This window comes from Paenimyroides aestuarii, assembly GCF_024628805.1.
In the GTDB taxonomy this organism is placed as follows: domain Bacteria; phylum Bacteroidota; class Bacteroidia; order Flavobacteriales; family Flavobacteriaceae; genus Flavobacterium; species Flavobacterium aestuarii_A.
Map to the genome: position 1 here is coordinate 115,576 of NZ_CP102382.1, position 25,564 is coordinate 141,139.

20 protein-coding genes, 4 tRNA genes, 3 rRNA genes and 1 pseudogene are annotated in these 25,564 nt (G+C 37.4%); 16 read left to right on the plus strand and 12 right to left on the minus strand.

From position 1 onward, the window contains the following. Positions 1 to 8 precede the first annotated feature (8 nt). The 8 genes from NPX36_RS00520 to scpA all read left to right on the plus strand — a co-directional run bounded on the left by NPX36_RS00520 (position 9) and on the right by scpA (position 5,970). Entirely contained in the window at positions 9 to 209 is a 201-nt protein-coding gene (locus NPX36_RS00520; RefSeq protein WP_257499500.1) for a DUF6132 family protein, read from the plus strand. 2 nt (positions 210 to 211) lie between these two features. Then, positions 212 to 505, plus strand: a complete 294-nt coding sequence (gene trxA, locus NPX36_RS00525) for a thioredoxin (RefSeq protein WP_257499501.1) — start codon at positions 212 to 214, stop codon at positions 503 to 505. Positions 506 to 923: 418 nt separating this feature from the next. Beyond that, a complete protein-coding gene (gene udk, locus NPX36_RS00530; RefSeq protein ID WP_257499502.1) occupies positions 924 to 1,535 on the plus strand; it encodes a uridine kinase in 612 nt (203 codons plus the stop codon). A 2-nt stretch (positions 1,536 to 1,537) separates the two neighbouring features. Beyond that, positions 1,538 to 1,879, plus strand: a complete 342-nt coding sequence (locus tag NPX36_RS00535) for an FtsB family cell division protein (RefSeq protein WP_257499503.1) — start codon at positions 1,538 to 1,540, stop codon at positions 1,877 to 1,879. A gap of 17 nt (positions 1,880 to 1,896) precedes the next feature. After that, complete coding sequence (locus NPX36_RS00540; protein WP_257499504.1) at positions 1,897 to 3,249, plus strand: methylmalonyl-CoA mutase subunit beta; 1,353 nt, start codon at positions 1,897 to 1,899, stop codon at positions 3,247 to 3,249. Between the two features lie 27 nt (positions 3,250 to 3,276). Then, positions 3,277 to 3,507, plus strand: a complete 231-nt coding sequence (locus NPX36_RS00545; RefSeq protein ID WP_257499505.1) for a hypothetical protein — start codon at positions 3,277 to 3,279, stop codon at positions 3,505 to 3,507. Then, entirely contained in the window at positions 3,497 to 3,790 is a 294-nt protein-coding gene (locus NPX36_RS00550) for a type II toxin-antitoxin system RelE/ParE family toxin (RefSeq protein ID WP_257499506.1), read from the plus strand. The genes NPX36_RS00545 and NPX36_RS00550 overlap by 11 nt, the downstream gene beginning before the upstream one ends. Before the next feature lie 56 nt (positions 3,791 to 3,846). Further along, on the plus strand, positions 3,847 to 5,970 hold the full coding sequence (gene scpA, locus NPX36_RS00555) for a methylmalonyl-CoA mutase (RefSeq protein WP_257499507.1): 2,124 nt from the start codon (positions 3,847 to 3,849) through the stop codon (positions 5,968 to 5,970). Positions 5,971 to 6,019: 49 nt separating this feature from the next. Here scpA and NPX36_RS00560 read toward each other — a convergent pair whose 3' ends face one another. Next, a complete protein-coding gene (locus NPX36_RS00560) occupies positions 6,020 to 6,448 on the minus strand; it encodes a rhodanese-like domain-containing protein (protein WP_257499508.1) in 429 nt (142 codons plus the stop codon). Between the two features lie 17 nt (positions 6,449 to 6,465). Next, positions 6,466 to 8,130, minus strand: coding sequence for a transcription termination factor Rho (gene rho / locus NPX36_RS00565; RefSeq protein WP_257499509.1), 1,665 nt, complete (start codon positions 8,128 to 8,130; stop codon positions 6,466 to 6,468). A gap of 191 nt (positions 8,131 to 8,321) precedes the next feature. Between rho and NPX36_RS00570 the strand changes: the two genes are divergently transcribed. After that, the gene (locus tag NPX36_RS00570) at positions 8,322 to 8,732 is read left to right on the plus strand and encodes a DUF4293 domain-containing protein (RefSeq protein WP_257499510.1); all 411 of its coding nucleotides are present in this window, start codon (positions 8,322 to 8,324) and stop codon (positions 8,730 to 8,732) included. 119 nt (positions 8,733 to 8,851) lie between these two features. Next, positions 8,852 to 10,427: pseudogene (locus NPX36_RS00575) on the plus strand (IS1182 family transposase); the annotation flags it as partial. Positions 10,428 to 10,964: 537 nt separating this feature from the next. Here NPX36_RS00575 and NPX36_RS00580 read toward each other — a convergent pair. After that, complete coding sequence (locus tag NPX36_RS00580; RefSeq protein WP_257499511.1) at positions 10,965 to 11,669, minus strand: SDR family oxidoreductase; 705 nt, start codon at positions 11,667 to 11,669, stop codon at positions 10,965 to 10,967. A gap of 367 nt (positions 11,670 to 12,036) precedes the next feature. On the opposite strand from NPX36_RS00580, the gene NPX36_RS00585 reads away from it, so the two are divergent. The 3 genes from NPX36_RS00585 to NPX36_RS00595 all read left to right on the plus strand — a co-directional run bounded on the left by NPX36_RS00585 (position 12,037) and on the right by NPX36_RS00595 (position 13,949). After that, positions 12,037 to 12,966, plus strand: coding sequence for a thioredoxin family protein (locus tag NPX36_RS00585; protein WP_257499512.1), 930 nt, complete (start codon positions 12,037 to 12,039; stop codon positions 12,964 to 12,966). Further along, complete coding sequence (locus NPX36_RS00590) at positions 12,967 to 13,308, plus strand: low molecular weight phosphatase family protein (protein WP_257499513.1); 342 nt, start codon at positions 12,967 to 12,969, stop codon at positions 13,306 to 13,308. 239 nt (positions 13,309 to 13,547) lie between these two features. Next, a complete protein-coding gene (locus NPX36_RS00595; RefSeq protein ID WP_257499514.1) occupies positions 13,548 to 13,949 on the plus strand; it encodes a hypothetical protein in 402 nt (133 codons plus the stop codon). A gap of 91 nt (positions 13,950 to 14,040) precedes the next feature. Here NPX36_RS00595 and rpmA read toward each other — a convergent pair whose 3' ends face one another. Together rpmA and rplU are read right to left on the minus strand one after the other, a co-directional pair. Then, positions 14,041 to 14,301, minus strand: a complete 261-nt coding sequence (gene rpmA, locus NPX36_RS00600; RefSeq protein ID WP_257499515.1) for a 50S ribosomal protein L27 — start codon at positions 14,299 to 14,301, stop codon at positions 14,041 to 14,043. Between the two features lie 42 nt (positions 14,302 to 14,343). Beyond that, on the minus strand, positions 14,344 to 14,655 hold the full coding sequence (rplU, locus tag NPX36_RS00605; RefSeq protein ID WP_257499516.1) for a 50S ribosomal protein L21: 312 nt from the start codon (positions 14,653 to 14,655) through the stop codon (positions 14,344 to 14,346). A gap of 189 nt (positions 14,656 to 14,844) precedes the next feature. Between rplU and NPX36_RS00610 the strand changes: the two genes are divergently transcribed. The 3 genes from NPX36_RS00610 (at position 14,845) to NPX36_RS00620 (ending at position 18,754) form a co-directional block, all read left to right on the plus strand. Then, positions 14,845 to 16,170, plus strand: a complete 1,326-nt coding sequence (locus NPX36_RS00610; protein ID WP_257499517.1) for a M16 family metallopeptidase — start codon at positions 14,845 to 14,847, stop codon at positions 16,168 to 16,170. A gap of 13 nt (positions 16,171 to 16,183) precedes the next feature. Further along, positions 16,184 to 18,232, plus strand: coding sequence for a M16 family metallopeptidase (locus NPX36_RS00615; protein WP_257499518.1), 2,049 nt, complete (start codon positions 16,184 to 16,186; stop codon positions 18,230 to 18,232). Positions 18,233 to 18,379: 147 nt separating this feature from the next. Next, entirely contained in the window at positions 18,380 to 18,754 is a 375-nt protein-coding gene (locus NPX36_RS00620; protein ID WP_257499519.1) for a hypothetical protein, read from the plus strand. Positions 18,755 to 19,494: 740 nt separating this feature from the next. Here NPX36_RS00620 and rrf read toward each other — a convergent pair. The 7 genes from rrf to NPX36_RS00655 form a co-directional block, all read right to left on the minus strand. Beyond that, a 5S ribosomal RNA gene (gene rrf, locus NPX36_RS00625) occupies positions 19,495 to 19,606 on the minus strand. A gap of 202 nt (positions 19,607 to 19,808) precedes the next feature. Then, positions 19,809 to 22,692 (minus strand): 23S ribosomal RNA (locus tag NPX36_RS00630). 233 nt (positions 22,693 to 22,925) lie between these two features. Continuing rightward, positions 22,926 to 22,999, minus strand: a tRNA-Tyr gene (locus NPX36_RS00635). A gap of 163 nt (positions 23,000 to 23,162) precedes the next feature. Next, positions 23,163 to 23,239 (minus strand) — tRNA-Ala (locus tag NPX36_RS00640). A gap of 87 nt (positions 23,240 to 23,326) precedes the next feature. Continuing rightward, a tRNA-Ile gene (locus tag NPX36_RS00645) sits at positions 23,327 to 23,400 on the minus strand. 69 nt (positions 23,401 to 23,469) lie between these two features. Continuing rightward, a 16S ribosomal RNA gene (locus NPX36_RS00650) occupies positions 23,470 to 24,987 on the minus strand. The 16S, 23S and 5S rRNA genes sit together here with 4 tRNA genes alongside, the layout of an rRNA operon. A gap of 199 nt (positions 24,988 to 25,186) precedes the next feature. After that, a tRNA-Val gene (locus tag NPX36_RS00655) sits at positions 25,187 to 25,261 on the minus strand. Positions 25,262 to 25,564: the final 303 nt, after the last annotated feature.

The window sequence follows — 25,564 nt, forward strand, 5'->3', positions numbered from 1 at the left end:
AATAAAACATGAGAAACTGGTTTAAAAAATATGTTTTAGAACTTTTTGGCATTGCAATTGGTGCTGTTTTAGGGTATTTATATTGGAAATACATCGGTTGCCTTTCAGGTACATGTGCCATTACATCAAATCCCACAAATAGTACTATTTACGGAATGGTGATGGGTGGTTTATTAGCATCAATTCTTAAACCTAAAAAAGTAAAATAAATATGACTTTTCAAGAAATCATTAATCAAGACAAACCCATTTTAGTAGATTTTTTTGCTGAATGGTGCGGACCGTGCAAAATGCAAGCTCCTATTTTAGAAGAATTAAAACAGCGAATGGGTGAAAAAGCCGCTATTATAAAAATCGATGTGGATAAAAACCAGCAAGTAGCTGCGCAATATCAAATCCGCAGTGTGCCCACCATGATTATATTTAAAAACGGTGCTGTAAAATGGCGTCAATCGGGTGTGTTTTCTGCAAATGAATTAGAGCGTTTATTAAATGAAAATGCTTAGAATTGTTGTTGAAATAAAGAAAGGGAAGTGCACACTTCCCTTTCTTCATTTCAACAATCTTTCTAAAAAGAAAAACTCATTCACTTAACTAAAAACATTCAAAAAAACTACTTTTATTATTAAATTACTCCTATCAATCTTTTTATCATTCGTTAGGCGTTGATACGTTCATTTACAAAAATGAAGTATCAGTACCCAACAAACTTCTTTTTCATAATTATTTTGCTTGTAATAAAACAAATTATATACCAGCACCTAAATCACCCAAAAATACACTATTCTTAATAAAACATCAACAAATTGTGTAGAAAAACGCACAAATGAGTGTAGATATTTTTCACAAAAAACCAAAAAGTAAATGCAAACTACTTTTTAATGTATTTATAAATTTAAGTACATTTGTAAAAACATTAATAAAATGCTGATAATTGGTATTGCAGGTGGCACAGGTAGCGGAAAAACAACTGTTGTTCACCAAATTATGAATGAACTGCCCGAAACCGAAGTGGGAATTATTTCGCAGGATTCATATTACAAAGCAAACGATCATTTAAGTATGGATGAACGTGCTTTGATAAATTTTGACCATCCCCGCGCAATTGATTTTGATTTGCTTTGCAACCACTTGCAAGATTTAAAAGCTGGTAAAAGCATCAATCAACCAGTGTATTCGTTTGTGCATCACAACCGCACCGATGATTATATCTTAACACATCCGCGAAAAGTAATGATTGTGGAAGGAATTTTAATTTTAACCAATCCGGAATTGCGCAATTTATTCGATATTAAAATTTTTGTTCATGCCGATTCAGACGAACGGTTAATTCGCAGATTAAAACGCGATATTGCAGACCGTGGCCGAGATATGAACGAGGTTTTAAACCGTTATCAAACCACATTGAAACCGATGCACGAACAGTTTATTGAACCATCAAAAGCATACGCAGACATCATTATTCCTAATGATAAATACAACACAGTAGCTATCGATATTGTGCGAACGGTTATCAACAAAAAAATAAACGATTAAAAATGAAACAAAAAATCGCCGCTTTACTCGTTAAATACCCTTTTTTGAAATGGGCAACAAACCGTTTTGTGTTGGTTACCCTGTTTTTTATTGTTTGGCTTTTGTTTTTTGACACTTATGCTTTTTACGACCACCAAACGATTGATAACGAAATTGAAAAATTAGAAGAAAATCGAGATTATTTTCAGGCCGAAATTAATAGCGACGATAAAAACATAAAAAAATTATACCGCCAAGAAGAGGTGGAAAGATATGCCCGGGAAAAATATTATATGAAACGTGAAAACGAAGACATTTATATTATTGACAGCGACAAAGAATATCCAACAGAAGAAACTAACTAACAAATCAATACAGTAATATGTTATTTAACGATTTTGAAAAAGTATCATCAAAACAATGGAAAAATCAAATTCAGTACGAATTAAAAGGTGCCGATTATAACGATACATTGGTTTGGGAAAGTTTAGAAGGTATTAAGGTTAAACCTTTCTATCACAACGATGAAGACGCTGTAACCACAGCCGTTGCTACACAAAACACCAATTTTTCAATTGTTCAGGAAATTTATGTTTTCGACACAGAAAAATCAATTGCAAAAGCGAACGAAGTTTTAAAACGCGGTGCAGAAAGCATTCGTTTCATTATTCCATCAAAAGAAATAAACGTTGTAAATATCATCAATCAATTACAACAACAGCCAAAAGCGGTTTACTTACAATTATTGTTTTTAGATGCCGATGTTGTGGAACAGATAAATAACGAAGCTGCCAAATTGCAGTTTGAAGTTTTTGTTTTGATTGATCCAATTCATCAGTTAACATTCGATGGAAATTTTTATAAAGACGGAACTTCAGATTTTGAAACACTGAATAAAATTAACCAAAAAGGCAATAACATCAACTGGTTAACCGTAAAAGCAACAACATATCAAAATGCGGGTGCCAATATGGTGCAGCAAATTGCTTATACTTTGGCACATACCAACGAATATTTAAACCGAATTGAAAATTTCGATAAAAACATTACAATTGAAGTTGCTGTTGGTGGAAATTATTTCTTTGAAATTGCAAAATTGCGTGCCTTGCGTTTGTCGTTAAATGCGTTGGCAGAAGCTTATTCGCCAAACATCACGTTTCACATTATTGCAAAACCAACCCTTCGCAACAAAACCATTTACGATTACAACGTGAATATGTTGCGAACAACCACCGAGTGTATGAGTGCTGTTTTGGGCGGTGCCGATGCCGTTGAAAACATTGCCTATGATGCCCTTTTTCACAAAACCAATGAATTTGGAGCCCGCATTGCCCGCAATCAGTTATTGATTTTAAAAGAAGAAAGTTACTTTGATAAAGTAAACAATCCGGCAGACGGAGCGTATTACATAGAAAGTTTAACGCAACAATTAGCTGAAAAAGGATTGGAACTTTTTAAAGATATCGAAAAAAACGGTGGATTAATTTCACAATTAATCGAAGGAACCATTCAGCGAAAAATTAACGAAAGTGCACAAAAAGAACAGGAACTTTTCGATTCAGGTAAGGAAGTTTTATTAGGAACAAACAAATATCCAAATGCCCAAGATAAAATGGCACACGATTTAGAATTGTATCCTTTTGTAAAGCAAAATCCGCGTAAAACATTAATTACTCCGATTATTGAAAAACGTTTGGCAGCAACTTTAGAACAAGAACGTTTAGCTTCGGAATAATTTCGTAACTTTCAGAAAAAGAAGATCATGGAAGCAATTAGAGAAATAGTGAAAGTAAAAAATCGTCAGGTAATCATCAATTTACCCGATGATTTTAATGCCGATGAAGTGGAAGTAATTGTATTAAAAACAATTGAAAGTGAAATTCCTCAATGGCACATTAATGAGGTTCGTGAAAGAGCTTCAGAATATTTAAAAAATCCGGATATAGCTTTAGATTTTGACGAAGCAGTGAAAGATATTGAAAATGAATTATAAGTTAAAAATTCTTCCCAAAGCAAAACTTGATTTAAAAGAAATTGCCTTTTGGTATGACGAAGAAGTTCAAAAGGGACTTGGAAAAAGATTTCTATCTTCTGTAAAAACAGCAATGGCTCTTGTGCAAAAGGAACCACTTATTTTTCAAACAAAATACGACAATAATAAAACGATTTTAGTAAAAAGATTTCCCTATTTAATTCATTATGAAATAATAAATAGTGAAATTGTTGTGAAAGCAGTTTTACACACCTCACGAAGTACCAAAAAATATCCTGAATAAACACCTATTCAGAAATTAAAAAATTATTAATGAATTTGAAGATTATTAAAAAATTCATGAGAAAAAACATACAAAACATACAATTACCACATCAAAAGAAAACGGTTACAGAAAATCCAAATTCTTTTGAAACAGCCGAAGGCATTCAGGTGAAGCAAACCTATACGTTGGCCGATATTGAAAACTTAGAACACTTAGGCTTTGGTGCTGGTTTTGCACCTAATCTTCGTGGACCTTATGCCACCATGTACGTTCGCCGTCCGTGGACGGTTCGTCAGTACGCTGGTTTTTCAACTGCCGAAGAAAGTAATGCTTTTTACCGAAGAAATTTAGCTGCCGGGCAAAAAGGACTTTCAGTTGCTTTTGATTTGGCAACGCACCGCGGATACGATTCTGATCACGAACGCGTGGTAGGCGATGTGGGTAAAGCCGGTGTTGCTATTGATTCGGTAGAAGATATGAAAATATTGTTCGATCAGATTCCGTTAGATCAAATGTCGGTTTCTATGACCATGAACGGTGCCGTTTTACCAATTATGGCATTTTACATTGTGGCTGCAAAAGAACAAGGCGTTGACGAAAAATTACTTTCGGGAACCATTCAAAACGATATTTTGAAGGAATTCATGGTGCGTAACACCTACATCTACCCACCTACTCCATCAATGAAAATTATTGCTGATATTTTTGAATATACCAGTAGAAGAATGCCCAAATTCAACTCGATTTCTATTTCGGGTTACCACATGCAAGAAGCCGGCGCTACTGCTGATATTGAATTGGCTTATACCATTGCAGATGGTTTGGAATACGTTCGCACTGGATTGGCTGCCGGAATGAAAGTAGATGAATTTGCTCCTCGCCTTTCGTTTTTCTGGGCAATTGGTATGAATCATTTTATGGAAATCGCCAAAATGCGTGCCGGTAGAATGATTTGGGCGAAATTGATAAAACAATTCAATCCAGAATCAGATAAATCATTGGCATTGCGCACACACTGTCAAACTTCGGGTTGGAGTTTAACCGAGCAAGATCCTTTTAACAATGTGGCTCGTACGGCGATTGAAGCTGCTGCTGCTGCTTTTGGTGGAACACAATCGTTACACACCAATGCGTTAGACGAGGCTATTGCCTTACCAACCGATTTTTCGGCTCGTATTGCCCGTAATACACAGATTTTCTTGCAAGAAGAAACAAAGATTTGCAAAACGGTTGATCCGTGGGCGGGAAGTTATTATGTGGAGAGTTTAACAGCAGAAATTGCTGAAAAAGCGTGGAAACTGATTGAAGAAGTAGAATCGTACGGAGGAATGACGAAAGCTATTGAAGCCGGAATTCCAAAAATGCGTATCGAAGAAGCTGCGGCTCGTAAACAGGCTCGTATAGATTCTGGTCAGGATATTATTGTGGGTGTGAATAAGTATCGTTTGGAAAAAGAAGATCCTTTACAGATTTTGGAAGTGGACAACCAAGTGGTGCGTCAGCAGCAAATCGAACGATTAAATACCATTAAAGCCACTCGCGACAACGATAAAGTCAAGCAAAGCTTAGCAGCTTTGACAAATGCTGCTAAAACCGGCAATGGAAACTTACTAGAATTGGCTGTTGAAGCCGCAGAAAATCGTGCTACTTTAGGCGAAATATCCGATGCCTTAGAAACTGTTTTTGGCAGATACAAAGCACAAATTAAAACCATTAGTGGCGTGTATAATAAAGAAATTAAAACCGACGAAAATTTTGCAAAAGCAAAACAATTGGCCGACGATTTTGCAAAGCAAGAAGGACGCCGTCCGCGTATTATGATTGCAAAAATGGGACAAGATGGGCACGATCGTGGTGCAAAAGTAGTTGCCACGGGTTATGCCGATGTTGGTTTTGATGTGGATATGGGACCTTTGTTCCAAACACCTGCCGAAGCTGCCAAACAAGCCGTTGAAAACGATGTGCATGTTTTAGGTGTTTCGTCATTAGCTGCTGGTCACAAAACATTGGTACCACAAGTGATTGAAGAACTGAAAAAATACGGTAGAGAAGATATTATGGTAATTGTGGGCGGTGTGATTCCTGCACAAGATTATCAGTATTTGTTCGATGCCGGTGCAGTAGCTGTTTTTGGTCCAGGAACGAGAATTGCCGATGCTGCCATTACTATTTTAAATGTGTTGATGGATATGGAGTAAATAAAAAATCTCCTAAAAGACATATTGTCTTTTAGGAGATTTTTTTATTTTAATTTACCGGATAGCCTTTATCAATCCAATCTACTTTTATGTTTTTAGGAATATTTAAAAGCTTTGTGTTTTTATATCCCATAGCAATTAAGCTTTTAAATGCGGGACGAATGTTGGGACATTTTTCAAATGGGCAACAACCGCAATACAAAACCACTTCTTTGTCTTTTGAAACTTTTTTAAGATAGTTTTGCAGTTTTTCTTGATTGCCTTTGTTTTGAACCGGTCCCAAATTGAACGAATTTTTTATCACCGCATCAGGACCAATATTAATTAAAATGGTTTGATCCATTTTGTTTTGAGTGATTCGTGTTGACAAAACTTTGGTGCTTAAAAGTTGCTGCGGCGTCCAAGGGTCTGTAAAACTTTGGGCATTCATTCCAAACATCCCTAAAAAACAAATAAGTAATAAAATATACTTTCTCATAAACAATCCATTAAAAATTAGTCGCGCATGCTGTCAAAAAACTCATCGTTTGATTTGGTGTTTTTGATGCGGTCGTGAATAAACGTAATTGCCTCTACCGGGTTCATATCCGCGAGAATATTACGCAAAACAACCATCTTACTGTTGGTGTATCGATCTTGTAATAAATCATCTCGACGGGTTGATGAAGACGTTAAATCAACTGCTGGGAAAATGCGTTTGTTTGCAATTTTACGGTCTAACTGTAATTCCATATTACCTGTTCCCTTAAATTCTTCAAAAATCACATCGTCCATTTTAGAACCTGTATCGGTTAAAGCAGTTGCAATTATAGTTAATGACCCACCATTTTCTATATTTCGTGCCGCTCCAAAAAAGCGCTTTGGTTTTTGCAAAGCATTGGCATCTACACCACCCGACAACACTCTTCCCGAGGCTGGTTGAACGGTATTGTATGCACGTGCCAAACGGGTGATTGAATCAAGTAAAATCACTACATCGTGCCCACATTCTACCAATCGTTTTGCTTTTTCTAACACCATATCAGCTAATTCTACATGGTAGCGCGCTTCTTCGTCAAAGGTAGAAGCTACAACTTCTGCACGAACATTTCGCTGCATATCGGTTACCTCTTCAGGGCGTTCATCGATCAATAGAACAATTTGATAGACTTCTGGATGGTTATCTGCAATGGCATTGGCAATTTCTTTTAGCATCATTGTTTTACCCGTTTTGGGCTGTGCTACAATCATACCGCGTTGCCCTTTACCTATTGGGGCAAATAAATCAATAATGCGGGTAGATAGTTTGGAGTTATTCCCTGATAGATTGAATTTTTCTTTAGGAAAAAGGGGCGTTAAATGTTCAAAAGAAGGACGATCACGAACCTCATCCGGCTCATGACCATTGATTTTTGTGATACGAACCAACGGAAAATGCTGTTCATTGCCTTTGGGCGGACGCACAATTCCTTTTATAGTGTCGCCTTTTTTTAAGCCAAACAAACGAATTTGTGATTGTGAAATATAAATATCGTCTGGTGACTTGCGGTAATTATAGTCCGATGATCGCAAATAACCATGCGAACCACCGTCTTTTGGAACTTCAAGAACACCTTCGCATTCAATAATTCCTTCAAATTCATAATCAGGGTCGCGGTAATTTTGCTTTTTCTGATTCTGGTTTTGATTTTTATTTCGGTTTTGGGTGTTATTCTGTTTTTCGTTTTCGGGCGCTTCTGGTTGCACATTTTCTTTTGCAGAATCTTGAGTAGTTATTGATGAAGGCTGTTGCTCTTGCTTTTCATTGGTTGATGCTGCTTTTTTGCGCTGTTTTTGATTTTTATGCTGATTGTTTTGTTGCGGAATATCGCTTGTATTTTCAACTGCTTTCTCCACATTTTTTTTAGACGAATTGTGTGCCTTCTGTGTAGTTGGTTCCGTTGCAGCTTCGTCTGTAGTTGTATGTATTCTTTTTCGTTTTTCTTTTTTTGAATGAGCTGCCTGTTCTGGCATACTTTCATTTTCAGTAGCAGGCTTTTCTTGCTGAAAAGTTTCTTGCATTTTTAAAATAGCATCAATCAATTCGTCTTTTTTAAGAGTGGTCTTAGCGATACCAATTGTCTTTGCTATTTCTTTTATTTCGGGTAATTTCATACCCTTTAACACGTTTTTGTCAAACATAAATTATGACGTTGAATTGATATTAATTTTTTGTGGTATTGTGCTTAAAAGAAAGTTTTTCTAATAAGTTTTATAGAAAGGTCGAACAATGAAGAAGTTACGATTTTCTTATGCAATATTACAATATTTTTTTTAATATGAACTATTTTTAAAGAAATTTAGTGTTACTTTTGTAAACAAATCAATAAATAATGATTCAAAGAATACAAACTATCTATTTAGCGTTGGCTTTTATTGTTTCGGGTGTTTTATCTTTGGTTTTTCCGTTGTGGAAAGATTTTAAGGGAATGGACTATTTTGTGGGGCAAAACACGTGGTACACCTTATTGTTTGGTTTAGCTGCGGCATTGAGTATTATTTCGATTTTCTCGTATAAAAAAAGACAAACTCAATTTGTGTATAACAGGTTGAACATGATATTGAACTTTATATTACTAGGATTATTTGTGTATCAATCGCTAAATTTATCTGGAGAAACTTTGGTTTCTGAGAAGGGTATTGGGATGTTTCTTCCTATCATTTCTATCATTTTGTTGGTATTAGCCAATAAAGCCATTAAGAAGGACGAAGATCTTGTAAAATCTGCCGATCGTATACGATAAACCTTTCATCTTAGTTTATTAGTGCGTTAAAGAGGCTGTCCAAAAAGTTTGGGCAGCCCTTTTTTTGTTGTGTTTTCTCTAAAAAATTCGTATTTTAGAGTTGAACAAAAAACCCAACTATGGCTAAGGTAACATTTAAAAATCAAACAGGCAACTCTCCAGAACTTTTCCCTATCAATATTTTTGATTTGATTCCAGAAGACCACCCCGTTCGGTTGGTGGATTCGGTGGTTAATCAATTGGATATCAGCGATATTACAAATCTTTACTTAGGCGGAGGTTGCTCTGCATATCATCCGAGAATGATGATTAAAGTGTTGTTTTACAGCTATTTGTCCAACATTTATTCGTGTAGAAAAATCGCCAAAGCCCTTACCGAAAACATTCATTTTATGTACATTTCGGGAAATTCTACGCCAAATTTTAGAACCATCAACGAATTTAGAGGGAAAATTTTGAAGGAGAAAATCAAAGATTTGTTTGCCGAAGTGGTGAAAATGCTGGTAGAATTGGGCTACATCAGCCTTGATATTCAGTATATTGACGGCACAAAAATTGAGGCAAAATCCAATAAATACACCTTCGTTTGGCGGGGTTCTGTGGAAAAGTACAAAGAAAAATTAGAAGTTAAAATCAATACGATTCTTTCAGATATTGAAAACAGTATTCAATCAGATAATCAAGAACTTAACAAGGAAGAACTGCCCAAAAAAATCAATTCCGAAGAACTAAAAGAGAAGTTATCTGAATTGAACAAAAAACTAAAAGAACCTACCAAAAAACAGGCAAAAGAGCTACAAAAACTTCAGGATGAGCATCTTCCAAAATTAGAAAAATACGAAAAAGACCTAGAAACTTTAGGCGATAGGAATTCTTACAGCAAAACCGACCCCGACGCTACTTTTATGCGGATGAAGGAAGATCACATGAAAAACGGACAGCTTAAACCGGCTTATAATACGCAGATTTCAACTGAAAACCAGTTTATTACACACATCTCTATCCATCAAAAACCTGGTGACACCACCACTTTAGAATCTCATTTGGAAGGTTTTGAAAATGCTTACAAAAAACAAAGCAAAGAAGTGGTTGCCGATGCAGGATACGGAAGTGAGGAGAATTACGAAATGCTTGAAAATAAGAGCGTTACAGCGTATGTGAAGTATAAATTATTTTCATGCAGAACAGAAAAAGAAGATGGAAAACAATCCGTTTTTGGTTCAGAATTTATTCTATAACCAAGAACAAGATTTTTACGTTTGTCCGATGGGTCAACGAATGGAAAATATAGGCAAAGGCAAACGAATTTCGAGCAACGGATACGAATCGCAAGTGTCTTATTATCAAGCTAAAAACTGCAACAATTGTCCGCTTCGAGGGGAATGTTTCAATGCAAAAGGCAACCGAAAAATAGAAGTCAACCACCGATTAAATGAATTAAAACACAAGGCTAAAACATTATTAACTAGCGAAGAAGGTTTAAAACACCGAAGCAAACGCCCGATAGAAGTAGAAGCTGTCTTTGGTCAACTCAAAAGCAATAATAAATTTAACAGATTTACATTCAAAGGATTAGAAAAAGTAGAATTAGAATTTCTACTGATGGCTCTTGGACATAATTTTAGAAAAATGGTGGCTAAAGGAGCGACTTCTAAGAAAATTGTTGTAAAAACCGCAAAACGAGGTTCAAAAATGATTTTTGAAATTGAAATTTTCATTTTTAAGCATCAAGAATTTTCTTCAACTAAAAATAATCATCAAAATTTTCACTATCAAAAATTAGCCGCATAAAAAAAAGACTGCCCTTTTTGGACAGCCTCTTTTTAGTTTATCTTACAATTTTTAGTAAATTTTTATTTTTTCTTACAAGATAAAATCATTACGCCAGCTGCCGCACAACCATAAAGAAGCGAACTCACGAAGTAATTTTTTTTATGGTTTAAGTAATAAAAAAAATGCTTCTCAAAGACCTCCAACTCTATGCAACAGCTAAAAAAATAAAAGTAAACTTTAAAAACAGTATTAATTTATAAACAAAGTTTCATCAATCATTTACTTGGGCATTTACTTTCTATCTGTATCATGATTTGCTCAATAAAAAGGAACTTTAACAAAAGTTAAAAAAATATTATTGCTATAAAAACGCATCAATTTTCATATCTATAAAAAATTAGAAAGCCAGCATTATAAGCGAGCATCTTTTTTACTTATATACGTTTTTTAGATAGTGTCTTACTTTGTTTTAGTAGGTTTCACTTCAACTTTGCTTGGTAAAACATTTGGATTCATTTTTAATAAATCTACAACCAATTGACCTAAATCCGAAGGTTGAATTTTCCATTGATCTGTTTCACTTGGGATATGATTGTTAAAGTTCGAGGTAACCGAACCCGGCATAATGGTAGTACATTTTACATCATAATCGCGCAAATCTAGCATCGCTGCTTGTGTAAAACCTACAACTCCAAATTTGGATGCATTATAACCCGCACCATTTGCAAAGAAGTTTGTACCTGCCAGGGAAGCGATTGAGATATAATATCCCTTGTTTTGCTTTAGTTGTTCTACAGTTGCTTTTAGCGTATGAAAAACACCTGTTAGATTCGTGTTAATCATGCAATTCCAATCTTCTAAAGACATTTGGTCGATGGGTGCAAATTTACCCAATCCTGCGTTGGCAATAACAACATCTAATTTACCATAGGTTGCTATAATTTCTTTAACTGCTTTTTTTTCGTCTTCAAAATTTCTAACATCAGATTGCACTGCCAAAACATTTTCAGTACCCAATTGTTCTTTTGCTTTATTTACATCATCGATATTTCTTCCGGAAATTGCCACTTTGACTCCGTTTTGCAATAAAGCTTTTGCTATACCAAAACCTATTCCTTTTGTACCTCCTGTTATGTAAGCTACTTTGTGTTCTATGTTTTGCATGTTTAAATTAAATTGATTTTTATACGTATTGTAAAGATAGCGAATTACTCCTTTTCAAGCTACTGCGCTGATAGGAAAAAAAATTGAGTTAAAAATTATATGCATGCATATAAAATTATTATATTTGCAGTTCATAAGTGTTTTTTTTGGTTAATTAAGAGGTTGTATGTTTTCTAACTGCAATCTCTTTTTTTGTAAAAACACTATTAGGTTTATTTTAATTCTATCATTCGAATGAGTGATATCCAAGTTATTGTATTTTTTTAAAAATTTTCCCACATTGATCTTTGCAGTTTTCATATAAAATTAAAAGCTAATTGAAAAAGATTTTTTCAGTTAATTGTTTTTATATTTAAAACTTGAATCCATGACCTTTAATTTGCCTGCTCAGACAGATTGCAGTAAACTCTTGGCTCAAAAAATAATGCTGCATGATGATTTTGAAAAAACACAACTTGAACTAATTACCAACTTTTCTAAATTATCTGCCTGTGGATTAGATGATGAAGATGTGAACTTTTTGAAACAACCTCCGCTTACGGCTTCTATAGTTATAAAATTATTAAACGACGATCCCGATACTGTAACCTATCAAAAGCTAATGGATGAAATTCTGAAAGTAAGAGCAACTCCAGAATATAAGGAATCTGTAAAGCTTTACAATGACTTGTTAATGTTGCAAAGTAAACATATAAACCTTAGTGACTGGGATAGCGATCGTAAATTATTGCTAAAATTATTTAAAGATGAGAATTTGGTACATGCTATTTATCAAATAATTAAGGAAAACCCAAATCGCTATGAAACTTACGGTCACATGATGAATGATCTTAATCGAATAGCTGAAGCCGTGTCAAAAAGTGAAGTTTTAAATGAAGAGTTACCGGACTTTTTTAAAGATTCAGAACTTATTAATTACAAAGAGATGCTACAAATGGCTAAAAAAACAGGTAAACCGTTACTTATTTATTTTTCTGCGTACGCAGATGTTAATTCACGTAGAATGGAAGATGCTTTTTTATTTGACATTGATATACAAGCATTTATTGTTTCAAATTATCACTCTATAACATTATTTGTGGACTCAAAAAAAAATGTTCCAAAAGAATCAATCCTATACAATCAAAAAAACGGAAAGGCAATGAAAACATATGGAGCTTTTTATATAAAACTTCAGAAAGAAGTATTTAATGAAAATCGCCAGCCATTTTTTGTAATTGTTGATAGCGAAGGAAAAATATTAAAAACGCAAGGTTTCACTACTGACAAAAATGAATTTCAAAAATTCTTAAATTAGATGGTTCAAACAGTATTATTCATTTGCTCAGCAAACAAACAACGCTCTAAAACTGCCGAAGATTATTTTAGCGCTAAATATCCTAACATACAATTTGAGTCGGCTGGTACAAATCTTAAAATATGTAAAAAAGAGGGAACAAATCTATTGACAATAAACCTTCTGAAACAAGCTGACCTGATTTTTGTTATGGAAAACAACCATAAAAAAGAAGTGGATATCTTGATGAATGGTAGATTGAAAAATGAAATTATTGTTTTGAACATCAAGGATATTTTCAAATATTACCAAAGAGAACTTATTGAAATATTAGAAAATAAAATAGATCATTATTTGGAATAAGTTGCTTTATCAATAATAGATTCAAACACAAATAAATCATCTTTTCATTGGAATATATTTCTTGTAAAGTAACTTGCCTATTTTGGAAGAACCGCCACATTTGCACGCCTTAATAGCAGAACCTAAGTAGAATTATTGTAAATTCGCAGCTATAATTCAGTTCACAAGTATCCGAAATTATGAGCGACAGAAAATTTGAATCGCTTTTTTTTATACTTTTGTATTTTAAATAGTATGTTATGGGAATAATGATTGAAGAAAATTTAAAAATAAAACCTTCTATTTGCGATGAGCTTAAAGAAGATATTTTATTCTTGAATAATGAAGAAAAGCAGGTAATTGTTCATTGTTCTATTTATTCCGTAGATTACGGTGATGCAGCCAGAATCTGGAAAAGTACATACTTGGTTGATAAAGAATCAGGTTTAACATATAAATTAATTTTTGCAGAAGGTATAAGTTTTGCTCCGCAGTGGACATTAATTCCTTTTCAAAAACCGTTAGAGTTCACCTTAATTTTTAAAGGGTTGCCAAAAAGTTGTAAATCATTTGATTTGGTAGAAATAATACCCGAAGATGGTGGTTTTCAAGTGCTAAACATCAGTCGGAATACTGCAGACGTTTATTATGTAACAATTTAGTGTATTATAAACATAAAATTAATTTTTTTTAGTAGAACAATAAAAAAAGCATCTCAATGAGATGCTTCTTAATTTTTTCAGTCTAAGAAGATTAAGCTTCAAATGGTACAACAGAAACGAAAGATTTGTTATCTCTCTTTTTCACGAATTGTACAACTCCGTCAACTTTAGCATGTAAAGTATGATCTTTACCCATGTAAACGTTTTCACCTGGGTTATGTTTTGAACCTCTTTGTCTTACAATGATGTTACCAGCAATAGCTGCTTGTCCACCATAAATCTTAACGCCTAAACGTTTCGATTCTGATTCTCTACCGTTCTTAGAACTACCGACACCTTTCTTGTGAGCCATGATGTTTGGTTTTTAAAATTGTTAATACTTTCTAGTTACAGATTAAATGTTGATTCCCTCGATTACGATTTGCGTCAACGCTTGTCTGTGACCGTTTTTCTTTTTGTATCCTTTTCTTCTTTTCTTTTTGAAAACGATAACTTTGTCACCTTGAAGGTGCTTTAAAACTTTCGCTCCTACAGAAGCTCCTGTTATAGCTGGGGCGCCTAAAGTAACTGTTCCTGCATTGTCAACTAAAAGAACTTTGTCAAAAGTAACATTTGCTCCTTCTTCTGTTGCCAAACGGTTTACATACACTTTTTGGTCTTTGCTAACTTTGAATTGTTGCCCTGCTATCTCTACGATTGCGTACATAACAATTAAATTAAAATTGATTTTTAAGACTGCAAATATACAAAAAATATCTATAAAACAAATCTAAGTGACTCGTTTTTAAAAAATTAATTCCCCTCAAAAAAAATATTAAAAAAAAGTACATTTTAAATGTAACATAATCACGAAATTGCACACTAATTTAAAAATCAAATTAATTTAATCGGAGTTATGAGAAAATCTTTAACAGCTTTAGCTACAACACTTCTTATTAGCAGTGTTGCCTTAGCACAGAAAGTTGAATTTGAAGAGTACACATTAGACAATGGTTTGCATGTAGTGTTACATCAAGACAAATCGGCGCCTGTTGTAGTTACTTCAGTGATGTACCATGTGGGTGCAAAAGACGAAAACCCAGAGCGCACAGGGTTTGCACACTTTTTTGAACACCTTTTGTTTGAAGGTACCGAAAACATTGAAAGAGGTGAGTGGTTTAAGTTGGTAACTGCAAATGGTGGTCACAATAATGCCAACACTTCAGACGACCGTACCTATTATTACGAAGTATTCCCATCAAATAATTTAGAATTGGCTATTTGGATGGAATCGGATCGTTTATTGCAACCCGTAATCAACCAAATCGGAGTAGATACACAAAACGAGGTGGTAAAAGAAGAAAAACGCTTACGTGTAGATAACAGCCCATACGGAAACTGGATTACAGAAGTTAAGAAAAATCTTTTCAAAAAACACCCTTACCGTTGGGCGCCAATTGGTTCAATGGAACATTTAGATGCAGCTACTTTAGAAGAGTTTCAGGCATTCAACAAAAAATTCTATGTGCCAAATAATGCTGTGTTAGTAATTGCTGGTGATATTGAATTTGCAAAAACGAAAGAATTGGTTCAAAAATATTTTGGAGTGATTAAAAAAGGAGCAAACGTTCCGCGCGTAAACATTCAAGAAGATCCAATCACATCAGCTATTCATGCAACGGCAGAAGATCCAAACATCCAAATACCAATGTACATCACCGCTTATAGAACACCATCTATGAAAACCCGTGATGCACGTGTGTTGGATATGATTTCTTCATACCTTTCTGGCGGAAAATCATCGCCAATGCAAAAGAAAATTGTAGATGAAAAGAAAATGGCTTTACAGTTGTTTGCTTTCAACTACGCACAAGAAGATTACGGGATGTATCTAATCGCAGGTTTACCTATGGGCGATACAACACGTGAGGCTTTACAAAAAGAAATCGATGCTGAAATCACAAAATTACAAACCGAGCTAATTTCAGAAAGAGATTATCAAAAGTTACAAAACGATTTTGAAAACCGTTATGTGAGTCAAAACTCAGATTTAGAAGGTTTGGCAGAAAACTTAGCTACCAACTATTTATTGTATGGTGACATCAACCTTATTAATGAAGAAATTAATATCTACCGTTCAATTACAAGAGAAGAAATTCGCGATGTTGCTAAAAAATATTTACAAAGCAATGCGCGTTTATTGTTAGACTATGTACCGGCAAAAGAAGATTCAGCAAAATAAGAAAGTAAACAAAATGAAAAAAATATTAGTATTCGCATCAGCTTTGTTACTAACTATTAGTGCCGAAGCTCAAATAAAACGTCCACAACCAAAACCAGGACCAATGCCAACAGTGAACGTGCAAAAGCCGCAAGAGTTCACTATGAAAAATGGTTTAAAAGTAATGGTTGTAGAAGATCATAAACTGCCACGTGTAAGTTATATGTTAACGATTGATACACCACCTTATGTAGAAGGTGAAAAAGCAGGTGTATCTAGCCTAACAAGTGCAGTTGTTGGTAACGGAACCACAAAAACATCTAAAGAAAAATTCAACGATGAAATTGATTTCTTAGGAGCAAATGTTAACTTTTGGAACACCGGTGCATCAGCAAGCGGTTTGTCTAAATACAGTTCGCGTTTGTTAGAATTAATGGCAGAAGGTTCCCTAAATCCATTATTCGATCAAGAAGAGTTTGACAAAGCCAAACAGCAAGCTATTGAAGGTTTAAAAACAGATGAAAAATCAGTACCTTCTGTTGCCCGCAGAGTTACCAATGCTTTATTATTCGGAACCAATCACCCAACAGGTGAATTTATCACCGAAGAAACATTGAACAATGTAACATTAGCAGATGTTAAGCAAAATTACGCATCGTACTTTGTACCAGAAAACGCTTATTTAGTAGTTGTGGGTGACGTAAAGTTTAAAGATGTAAAAAAACAAGTAGAGAAATTATTCAAAAACTGGAAAAAAGCATCAGCACCTGTTGCTAAATATCCAGAACCAAATGATGTAGTAAAAACACAAATCGATTTTGTGGACATGCCAAACGCAGTTCAGTCTGAAATTGCTTTAGTAAACACCGTAAATTTAAAGTTAACCGACAAGGATTATTTTGCAGCATTAATTGCTAATCAAATCTTAGGTGGTGGTGGTGAAGGTCGTTTATTCTTGAACTTACGCGAAGCACACGGATGGACATACGGCGCTTATTCGTCATTAGGATCAGGTAAATACACCTCAAAATTCACATCTTCTGCATCTGTTCGTAACGTAGTAACCGATTCTGCAGTGGTAGAATTTGTAAACGAATTGCAAAAAATCAGAACACAACCTGTAACCCAAGCAGAATTAGATCTTGCAAAAGCAAAATACATTGGAAACTTTGTAATGGAAACCCAAAAACCAGGAACCATTGCGAGCTTTGCATTAAGAACAAAAACACAAAGTTTACCAGCAGATTTCTATGAAAACTACATAAAAAACATTCAGGCAGTAACTGTAGCTGATGTACAACGCGTAGCAAACAAATACTTCAAGAAAGACAATCAACGTATTGTGATTGTTGGTAAAGGAGCCGATGTTGCAGGTACTTTAGACCGTTTAGGATACCCAGTAAACTATTACGACAAATATGCAAACCCAGTAGAAAAACCAGTTTTCAAAAAAGCAGCACCAGCAGGCGTAACTTCTAAAACAGTAATCGAAAATCACATCAAAGCAATTGGTGGTGAAGCAAAATTACAAGAAGCAAAATCGGTTGCAATGGTAGCAAAAGGAACCATGCAAGGAATGGAAATTACATTAACCCAAAAACAAACTGCTAAAGGTCAAAAAATGGTATCTTTAAACGGTATGGGCATGGAATTAATGAAACAAGTAATTACACCAACCATGGGCTACATGTCTGGCCAAGGTCAGAAGCAAGAATTAAAAGGCGACGATTTAAAAGATGCACAAGCTTCAGCAAAAATGTTCGATGAATTAGAAGATTTGAAAAATGCAGCTAGTTTTGAATTAGCAGGAATCGAAACATTCAACGGCGAAGAAGTGTATGTTTTAAAGAAAGACAAACAAACCACTTTTTACAGCGTAGCCTCAGGCTTAAAAGTTGGATCATCCGAAACAATGGAAGCTCAAGGACAAACCGTAGAAATGACTACCGCATACAGCGATTACAAAGCAGTAAAAGGAATCAAGTTTCCACACAGTTTCACAGTGCCAATGTTAGGAAATGCAGAATTCAAAGTTTCTGATATAAAAGTAAACGAAGGCGTAACAGACGCAGACTTTAAATAAAAATCACAAACATCCCATAAATGCCTTAGAGAAAATTCTTTAAGGCATTTTTTTTATCCCGCAAACAAAAAATACACATTTCTTTCATCAACCTAATAAAACAAACAATAAATTAGTATATTTAACCATAAAACATACTATCAACACATGCGAAATATAATAATAGTATTCATTTCCATCTTTTTCTTGTCGTGCACACAAAACGATGACAACAACGCTCGTGCCGACAACGGAACAACCCAAGTAACCCAAGCAACTATTAGCTACATCTCGCAAGAACCCACTCCACAAGGCAAATACCTAAACTACATACAAGCAACCGTACAAAACACTAAAAACACAATAGTAACAGGCTTCGTACAATTCAAAATCAAAGAATACGGCGACATCAACTCATCCACCCTCATCATAGATAAAAACAGCGAAGTAACATTTTACGCCCTATTCGAAACCGATAAAATAATCAACGAAACCTATTTACTCTCCTCAAAATTCTTGGAAGACACCCTAACCGTAGAATAACCAAAACATACAAGCCAACAACCATCATAAATACAGATATTAGTCCTACTTATCAGGGCAATCCCTTCCACTAACGTTTCAGGTCGGGCTTTCCGCCGTCGCTTTTGTTTTTTTGCAAAAAACAAAGAGCTCCAACAAGGCTGCAATCCCTATTGCGGTTAGCTGATGATTACTGTATAATGTAGGTTGTATAGTTGTATAATGTAAATTGTACTGCTGTATATTGAAGAAAATAAGTGCAAATCTATAAATCTGTGGTTGGTCTGTTTAAGATTTTAAGTTCTTTTAGATGAACTTGCCTCGAACCTTAGTTCGATGGTTATGATGCAAATTTACAATTGACTTTAGCCACATTTCATGTATAATGTAAATTGTATTACTGTATATTGTAGAAAAAAAGGCGACGACCCGAGCTTGCGAATTGCGCCGCACCACCCGAACGAAGCGAACGGTACACGTAGTAAATAACAAAAAAAAGCCCGTCTTGAAAAAGACAGGCTTTATTAAAAAAAGGCGACGACACGAGCTTGAGAATTGCGCCGCACCAACCGAGCGAAGCAAACGGTACGTAGTAAATAACAAAAAAGAAAGCCCGTCTTAAAAAAGACAGGCTTTACTAAAAAAAGGCGACGACCCGATCCACCTAGGCGGAGAATTGCGCCGCACCAACCGAGCGCGAAGCGAACGGTACGTAGTAAATAAAAAAAAAGCCTATCTTGAAAAAGACAGGCTTTATTAAAAAAAGGCGGCGACATACTCTCCCACATGAAGATGCAGTACCATCTGCGCTATCGGGCTTAACTTCTCTGTTCGGAATGGGAAGAGGTGAGCCCCGATGCTATAACCACCTTAAATCTTTGTTTAAGGTTTAAAGTTTCTTTTGTTTCAGGTTTTTAACCTTGAACATTAAACTTCGAACTTTAAACGCAGCTTTGCTGCAATATTGTTAACATATTTTCGATACTTTTATTTATTTGTAGATATTATTTCAGTCTTAATACTTAATACTAAAATCTTAATACTAACACTATTCTTTACAAAGCAACTTCCAGAGCACATAAGCATACGGGCTATTAGTACTACTCGACTATGACATTACTGCCTTTACATCTATAGCCTATCAACGTTGTCATCTCCAACGACCCTTTAAAGAAATCTCATCTTGTGGTGGGTTTCGCGCTTATATGCTTTCAGCGCTTATCCCTTCCCAACGTAGCTACTCAGCGATGCACCTGGCGGCACAACTGATACACCAGAGGTTGGTCCAATTCGGTCCTCTCGTACTAGAATCAGATCCACTCAAATTTCTAACGCCCACAGTAGATAGAGACCGAACTGTCTCACGACGTTCTGAACCCAGCTCGCGTGCCACTTTAATGGGCGAACAGCCCAACCCTTGGGACCTTCTCCAGCCCCAGGATGTGACGAGCCGACATCGAGGTGCCAAACCCCCCCGTCGATATGAGCTCTTGGGGGAGATCAGCCTGTTATCCCCGGCGTACCTTTTATCCTTTGAGCGATGGCCCTTCCATGCGGAACCACCGGATCACTATGCTCTACTTTCGTACCTGATCGACTTGTAGGTCTCTCAGTCAAGCTCCCTTTTGCCATTGCACTCTACGCACGGTTACCAAGCGTGCTGAGGGAACCTTTAGAAGCCTCCGTTACTCTTTTGGAGGCGACCACCCCAGTCAAACTACCCACCAAGCAATGTCCCCCGAAACGCGGGGTTAGATCTCAGATAAGCAAAGGGTGGTATTTCAACAATGACTCCACAACGCCTAGCGACGCCGCTTCATAGTCTCCCACCTATCCTACACATCACTTATCCAAGAACAATACTAAGCTATAGTAAAGGTGCACAGGGTCTTTTCGTCCCACTGCGGGTAATCGGCATCTTCACCGATACTACAATTTCACCGAGCTCATGGCTGAGACAGTGTCCAGATCGTTACACCATTCGTGCAGGTCGGAACTTACCCGACAAGGAATTTCGCTACCTTAGGACCGTTATAGTTACGGCCGCCGTTTACTGGGGCTTCAATTCAATGCTTCTCCGAAGATAACATCTCCTCTTAACCTTCCAGCACCGGGCAGGTGTCAGGCCCTATACTTCATCTTACGATTTGGCAGAGCCCTGTGTTTTTGATAAACAGTCGCCTGGACCTTTTCACTGCGGCCACGCCTGAGCGTGGCGACCTTTCTCCCGAAGTTACAGGTCTATTTTGCCTAATTCCTTAGCCATGAATCTCTCGAGCACCTGAGGATACTCTCCTCGACCACCTGTGTCGGTTTGCGGTACGGGTTCTAATAATCTAGGTTTAGAAGCTTTTCTTGACAGCCTTTAGGTACACTATCTCTTTGCCCGAAGGCTCCGAGTACTATCGCATTTCTCCATCTCTAACGCATTTTACTATTAAAGATATAGGTACGTGCTTTAACGAACTATTCCGTCAGTTCGCGGTACTTTCACCACTGCGTCACTCCATCACAATTATTACAAGTACGGGAATATTAACCCGTTGGCCATCGACGTCCCCCTTCGGGTGTGCCTTAGGTCCCGACTAACCCACAGCTGATTAGCATAGCTGTGGAAACCTTGGTCTTAGTGTCTTACGGTGTGCGGGTTTCTCGCCCGCATTATCGTTACTTATGCCTACATTTTCTTTTCTAAACAGTCCAGCAATTCTCACAAATCACCTTCTACCCAGTTTAGAATGCTCCCCTACCACTGTACCTTGTACAATCCATAGCTTCGGTAGTATGCTTATGCCCGATTATTATCCATGCTCGATCGCTCGACTAGTGAGCTGTTACGCACTCTTTAAATGAATGGCTGCTTCCAAGCCAACATCCTAGCTGTCGGGGCAATCAAACCGCGTTTTTTCAACTTAGCATACATTTGGGGACCTTAGCTGATGGTCTGGGTTCTTTCCCTCTCGGACATGGACCTTAGCACCCATGCCCTCACTGATGAAAATCATTTAATAGCATTCGGAGTTTGTCAGGAATTGGTAGGCGGTGAAGCCCCCGCATCCAATCAGTAGCTCTACCTCTATTAAACTTTTTCAGCGCTGCACCTAAATGCATTTCGGGGAGTACGAGCTATTTCCGAGTTTGATTGGCCTTTCACCCCTACCCACAGGTCATCCGAAGACTTTTCAACGTCAACCGGTTCGGTCCTCCATTTGGTGTTACCCAAACTTCAACCTGCCCATGGGTAGATCACACGGTTTCGCGTCTACCATTACTGACTCATGCGCCCTATTCAGACTCGCTTTCGCTTCGGCTGCGTAACTTAATTACTTAACCTTGCCAGCAACGGTAACTCGTAGGCTCATTATGCAAAAGGCACGCCGTCACCCAACGAATGGGCTCCGACCGCTTGTAGGCGTATGGTTTCAGGTTCTTTTTCACTCCGTTATTCACGGTTCTTTTCACCTTTCCCTCACGGTACTGGTTCACTATCGGTCTCTCAGGAGTATTTAGCCTTGGCGGATGGTCCCGCCGGTTTCAATCAAGGTTTCACGTGCCCCGACCTACTCAGGATACCACTATTTATTACATCTCTTACCAATACGGGACTATCACCCTCTGCGGTTCATCTTTCCAAATGATTCTTATTCGATTTGCATAAAATTCTGTGGTCCTACAACCCCAAAATTGCCGTAACAACTTTGGTTTGGGCTTTTCCGCGTTCGCTCGCCACTACTTACGGAATCACTTTTGTTTTCTTCTCCTCCGCCTACTTAGATGTTTCAGTTCAGCGGGTTTGCTTCCTTATCAGGATACTAGATCTTCAATCTAGTGGGTTGCCCCATTCGGATATCTACGGATCACCTCGTGTGTGCCAATCCCCGTAGCTTTTCGCAGCTTATCACGTCCTTCTTCGCCTCTGAGAGCCTAGGCATTCCCCATACGCCCTTATTTTGCTTATTGTGCTCTACTTTTTTAGTTCTATGTTGTAAGCTATAGGTTATAGGTTCGAAAACCTAAAACGTATTTCTTATAACGTACTACCAAAAAATGTGCTTTATATTATTTCTAATATCTTTTCTACTTTTTAAATGTATCTCAATATGTCAATGAACTTTTTTTATTGTATAATGTAGTTTGTAATAGTGTATAATGTTCATTATACAATATACAACTTACATTTTACAGTAAATTGTGGAGAATAAGGGAGTCGAACCCTTGACCTTCCCGCTTATAGCGGGACGCTCCAGCCCCTTTTGGCTGAATCTCTTGTGGTGGAGAATAAGGGAGTCGAACCCTTGACCTTCCCGCCTATAGCGGGACGCTCCAGCCCCTTTTGGCTGAATCTCTTGTGGTGGAGAATAAGGGAGTCGAACCCTTGACCTTCCCGCCTATAGCGGGACGCTCCAGCCCCTTTTGGCTGAATCTCTTGTGGTGGAGAATAAGGGAGTCGAACCCTTGACCTCCTGCGTGCAAGGCAGGCGCTCTAGCCAGCTGAGCTAATCCCCCAATTTAGTTATGAATTGTGGATTATGAATTATGAACTAAATTTAATAATCCCTCAACCCTAGAATTTCCTTTGAATAAAATACTTTGTAGTCCCGGGCAGACTCGAACTGCCGACCCCTACATTATCAGTGTAGTACTCTAACCAGCTGAGCTACGAGACTCTGTATTTTTTATTCTGCTTTTTTTTGAACCAACAGTTAAAGAGTAAAAGATGTTTAAACCATCTCTAGAAAGGAGGTGTTCCAGCCGCACCTTCCGGTACGGCTACCTTGTTACGACTTAGCCCTAGTTACCGGTTTTACCCTAGGCAGCTCCTTGCGGTCACCGACTTCAGGTACCCCCAGCTTCCATGGCTTGACGGGCGGTGTGTACAAGGCCCGGGAACGTATTCACCGGATCATGGCTGATATCCGATTACTAGCGATTCCAGCTTCACGGAGTCGAGTTGCAGACTCCGATCCGAACTGTGACCGGTTTTATAGATTCGCTCCTTGTCGCCAAGTGGCTGCTCTCTGTACCGGCCATTGTAGCACGTGTGTGGCCCAGGACGTAAGGGCCGTGATGATTTGACGTCATCCCCACCTTCCTCACAGTTTACACTGGCAGTCTTGCTAGAGTTCCCGACATGACTCGCTGGCAACTAACAACAGGGGTTGCGCTCGTTATAGGACTTAACCTGACACCTCACGGCACGAGCTGACGACAACCATGCAGCACCTTGTAATTTGTCCGAAGAAATATCTGTTTCCAAATACGTCAAACTACATTTAAGCCCTGGTAAGGTTCCTCGCGTATCATCGAATTAAACCACATGCTCCACCGCTTGTGCGGGCCCCCGTCAATTCCTTTGAGTTTCAGGCTTGCGCCCGTACTCCCCAGGTGGGATACTTATCACTTTCGCTTAGCCACTCAAACCGAAGCTCGAACAGCTAGTATCCATCGTTTACGGCGTGGACTACCAGGGTATCTAATCCTGTTCGCTACCCACGCTTTCGTCCATCAGCGTCAATCATTTGTTAGTAACCTGCCTTCGCAATTGGTATTCCATGTAATATCTAAGCATTTCACCGCTACACTACATATTCTAGTTACTTCACAAATATTCAAGCCCTACAGTATCAATGGCATTTTTTTGGTTAAGCCAAAAACTTTCACCACTGACTTATAAAGCCGCCTACGGACCCTTTAAACCCAATGATTCCGGATAACGCTTGGATCCTCCGTATTACCGCGGCTGCTGGCACGGAGTTAGCCGATCCTTATTCTTACAGTACCGTCAAATTCCCACGCATGGGAGTGTTTCTTCCTGTACAAAAGCAGTTTACAATCCATAGGACCGTCATCCTGCACGCGGCATGGCTGGTTCAGGCTTGCGCCCATTGACCAATATTCCTCACTGCTGCCTCCCGTAGGAGTCTGGTCCGTGTCTCAGTACCAGTGTGGGGGATCTCCCTCTCAGGACCCCTACCCATCATCGTCTTGGTATGCCGTTACCACACCAACTAACTAATGGGACGCATGCTCATCTTATACCAATAAATCTTTATAATAATATTGATGCCAATGCTATTAACTATAAGGTATTAATCCAAATTTCTCTGGGCTATCCCTTAGTATAAGGTAGATTGCATACGCGTTACGCACCCGTGCGCCGGTCTCAAAACAGCAAGCTGCTTCTACCCCTCGACTTGCATGTGTTAGGCCTGCCGCTAGCGTTCATCCTGAGCCAGGATCAAACTCTTCATCGTATAATTTTTTATATTGTTGATGTGTCGTTTAAAACCTCTTGGTTGACCAAGAGCTTTTACTCTTTAATTCTCTGTTAATCCAATATGTCTATGAACTTATTCTTCTTTCTTTCGCTTCTCTCTCAAAGCGGTTGCAAAAGTAAAACTTATTTTTTAATCAGCAAATTTATTTTTGCTTTTTTTTGAAAAAGTTTTTTTGTGGGCGATGAGGGGTTCGAACCCCCGACCCCCTCGGTGTAAACGAGGTGCTCTGAACCAGCTGAGCTAATCGCCCTTTTTCTTTTTTGAACGGACTGCAAAGATAATAACCTTTTTCTATACCATCCAAATTTATTTTTTACTTTTTTTCTATGAACGTGGCTTTCGTTGTCCTGAAAGCGGTTGCAAATATACTACTCTTTTTTTGGCTTTTGCAAATGGTTTTTCAAAGTTTTTTAATCTTTTTTGTAATTGTTTGACAGCGTGTGGTTTTGAAGTTTAAGCTAGGTGAAAATAATCTTTGCCAAAGTTTGAAACTTTGGCAAAGTTGTACAATTTTACAAAACACAATTTACATTATACAGTAAAACCGCGTTAG

Coding starts and splice junctions, on each gene's coding strand:
- NPX36_RS00520 (WP_257499500.1), top strand. CDS start 9: ATGAGAAACTGGTTTAAAAAATATGTTTTAGAACTTTTTGGCATTGCA.
- trxA (WP_257499501.1), top strand. CDS start 212: ATGACTTTTCAAGAAATCATTAATCAAGACAAACCCATTTTAGTAGAT.
- udk (WP_257499502.1), top strand. CDS start 924: ATGCTGATAATTGGTATTGCAGGTGGCACAGGTAGCGGAAAAACAACT.
- NPX36_RS00535 (WP_257499503.1), top strand. CDS start 1,538: ATGAAACAAAAAATCGCCGCTTTACTCGTTAAATACCCTTTTTTGAAA.
- NPX36_RS00540 (WP_257499504.1), top strand. CDS start 1,897: ATGTTATTTAACGATTTTGAAAAAGTATCATCAAAACAATGGAAAAAT.
- NPX36_RS00545 (WP_257499505.1), top strand. CDS start 3,277: ATGGAAGCAATTAGAGAAATAGTGAAAGTAAAAAATCGTCAGGTAATC.
- NPX36_RS00550 (WP_257499506.1), top strand. CDS start 3,497: ATGAATTATAAGTTAAAAATTCTTCCCAAAGCAAAACTTGATTTAAAA.
- scpA (WP_257499507.1), top strand. CDS start 3,847: ATGAGAAAAAACATACAAAACATACAATTACCACATCAAAAGAAAACG.
- NPX36_RS00560 (WP_257499508.1), bottom strand. CDS start 6,448: ATGAGAAAGTATATTTTATTACTTATTTGTTTTTTAGGGATGTTTGGA.
- rho (WP_257499509.1), bottom strand. CDS start 8,130: ATGTTTGACAAAAACGTGTTAAAGGGTATGAAATTACCCGAAATAAAA.
- NPX36_RS00570 (WP_257499510.1), top strand. CDS start 8,322: ATGATTCAAAGAATACAAACTATCTATTTAGCGTTGGCTTTTATTGTT.
- NPX36_RS00580 (WP_257499511.1), bottom strand. CDS start 11,669: ATGCAAAACATAGAACACAAAGTAGCTTACATAACAGGAGGTACAAAA.
- NPX36_RS00585 (WP_257499512.1), top strand. CDS start 12,037: ATGACCTTTAATTTGCCTGCTCAGACAGATTGCAGTAAACTCTTGGCT.
- NPX36_RS00590 (WP_257499513.1), top strand. CDS start 12,967: ATGGTTCAAACAGTATTATTCATTTGCTCAGCAAACAAACAACGCTCT.
- NPX36_RS00595 (WP_257499514.1), top strand. CDS start 13,548: ATGGGAATAATGATTGAAGAAAATTTAAAAATAAAACCTTCTATTTGC.
- rpmA (WP_257499515.1), bottom strand. CDS start 14,301: ATGGCTCACAAGAAAGGTGTCGGTAGTTCTAAGAACGGTAGAGAATCA.
- rplU (WP_257499516.1), bottom strand. CDS start 14,655: ATGTACGCAATCGTAGAGATAGCAGGGCAACAATTCAAAGTTAGCAAA.
- NPX36_RS00610 (WP_257499517.1), top strand. CDS start 14,845: ATGAGAAAATCTTTAACAGCTTTAGCTACAACACTTCTTATTAGCAGT.
- NPX36_RS00615 (WP_257499518.1), top strand. CDS start 16,184: ATGAAAAAAATATTAGTATTCGCATCAGCTTTGTTACTAACTATTAGT.
- NPX36_RS00620 (WP_257499519.1), top strand. CDS start 18,380: ATGCGAAATATAATAATAGTATTCATTTCCATCTTTTTCTTGTCGTGC.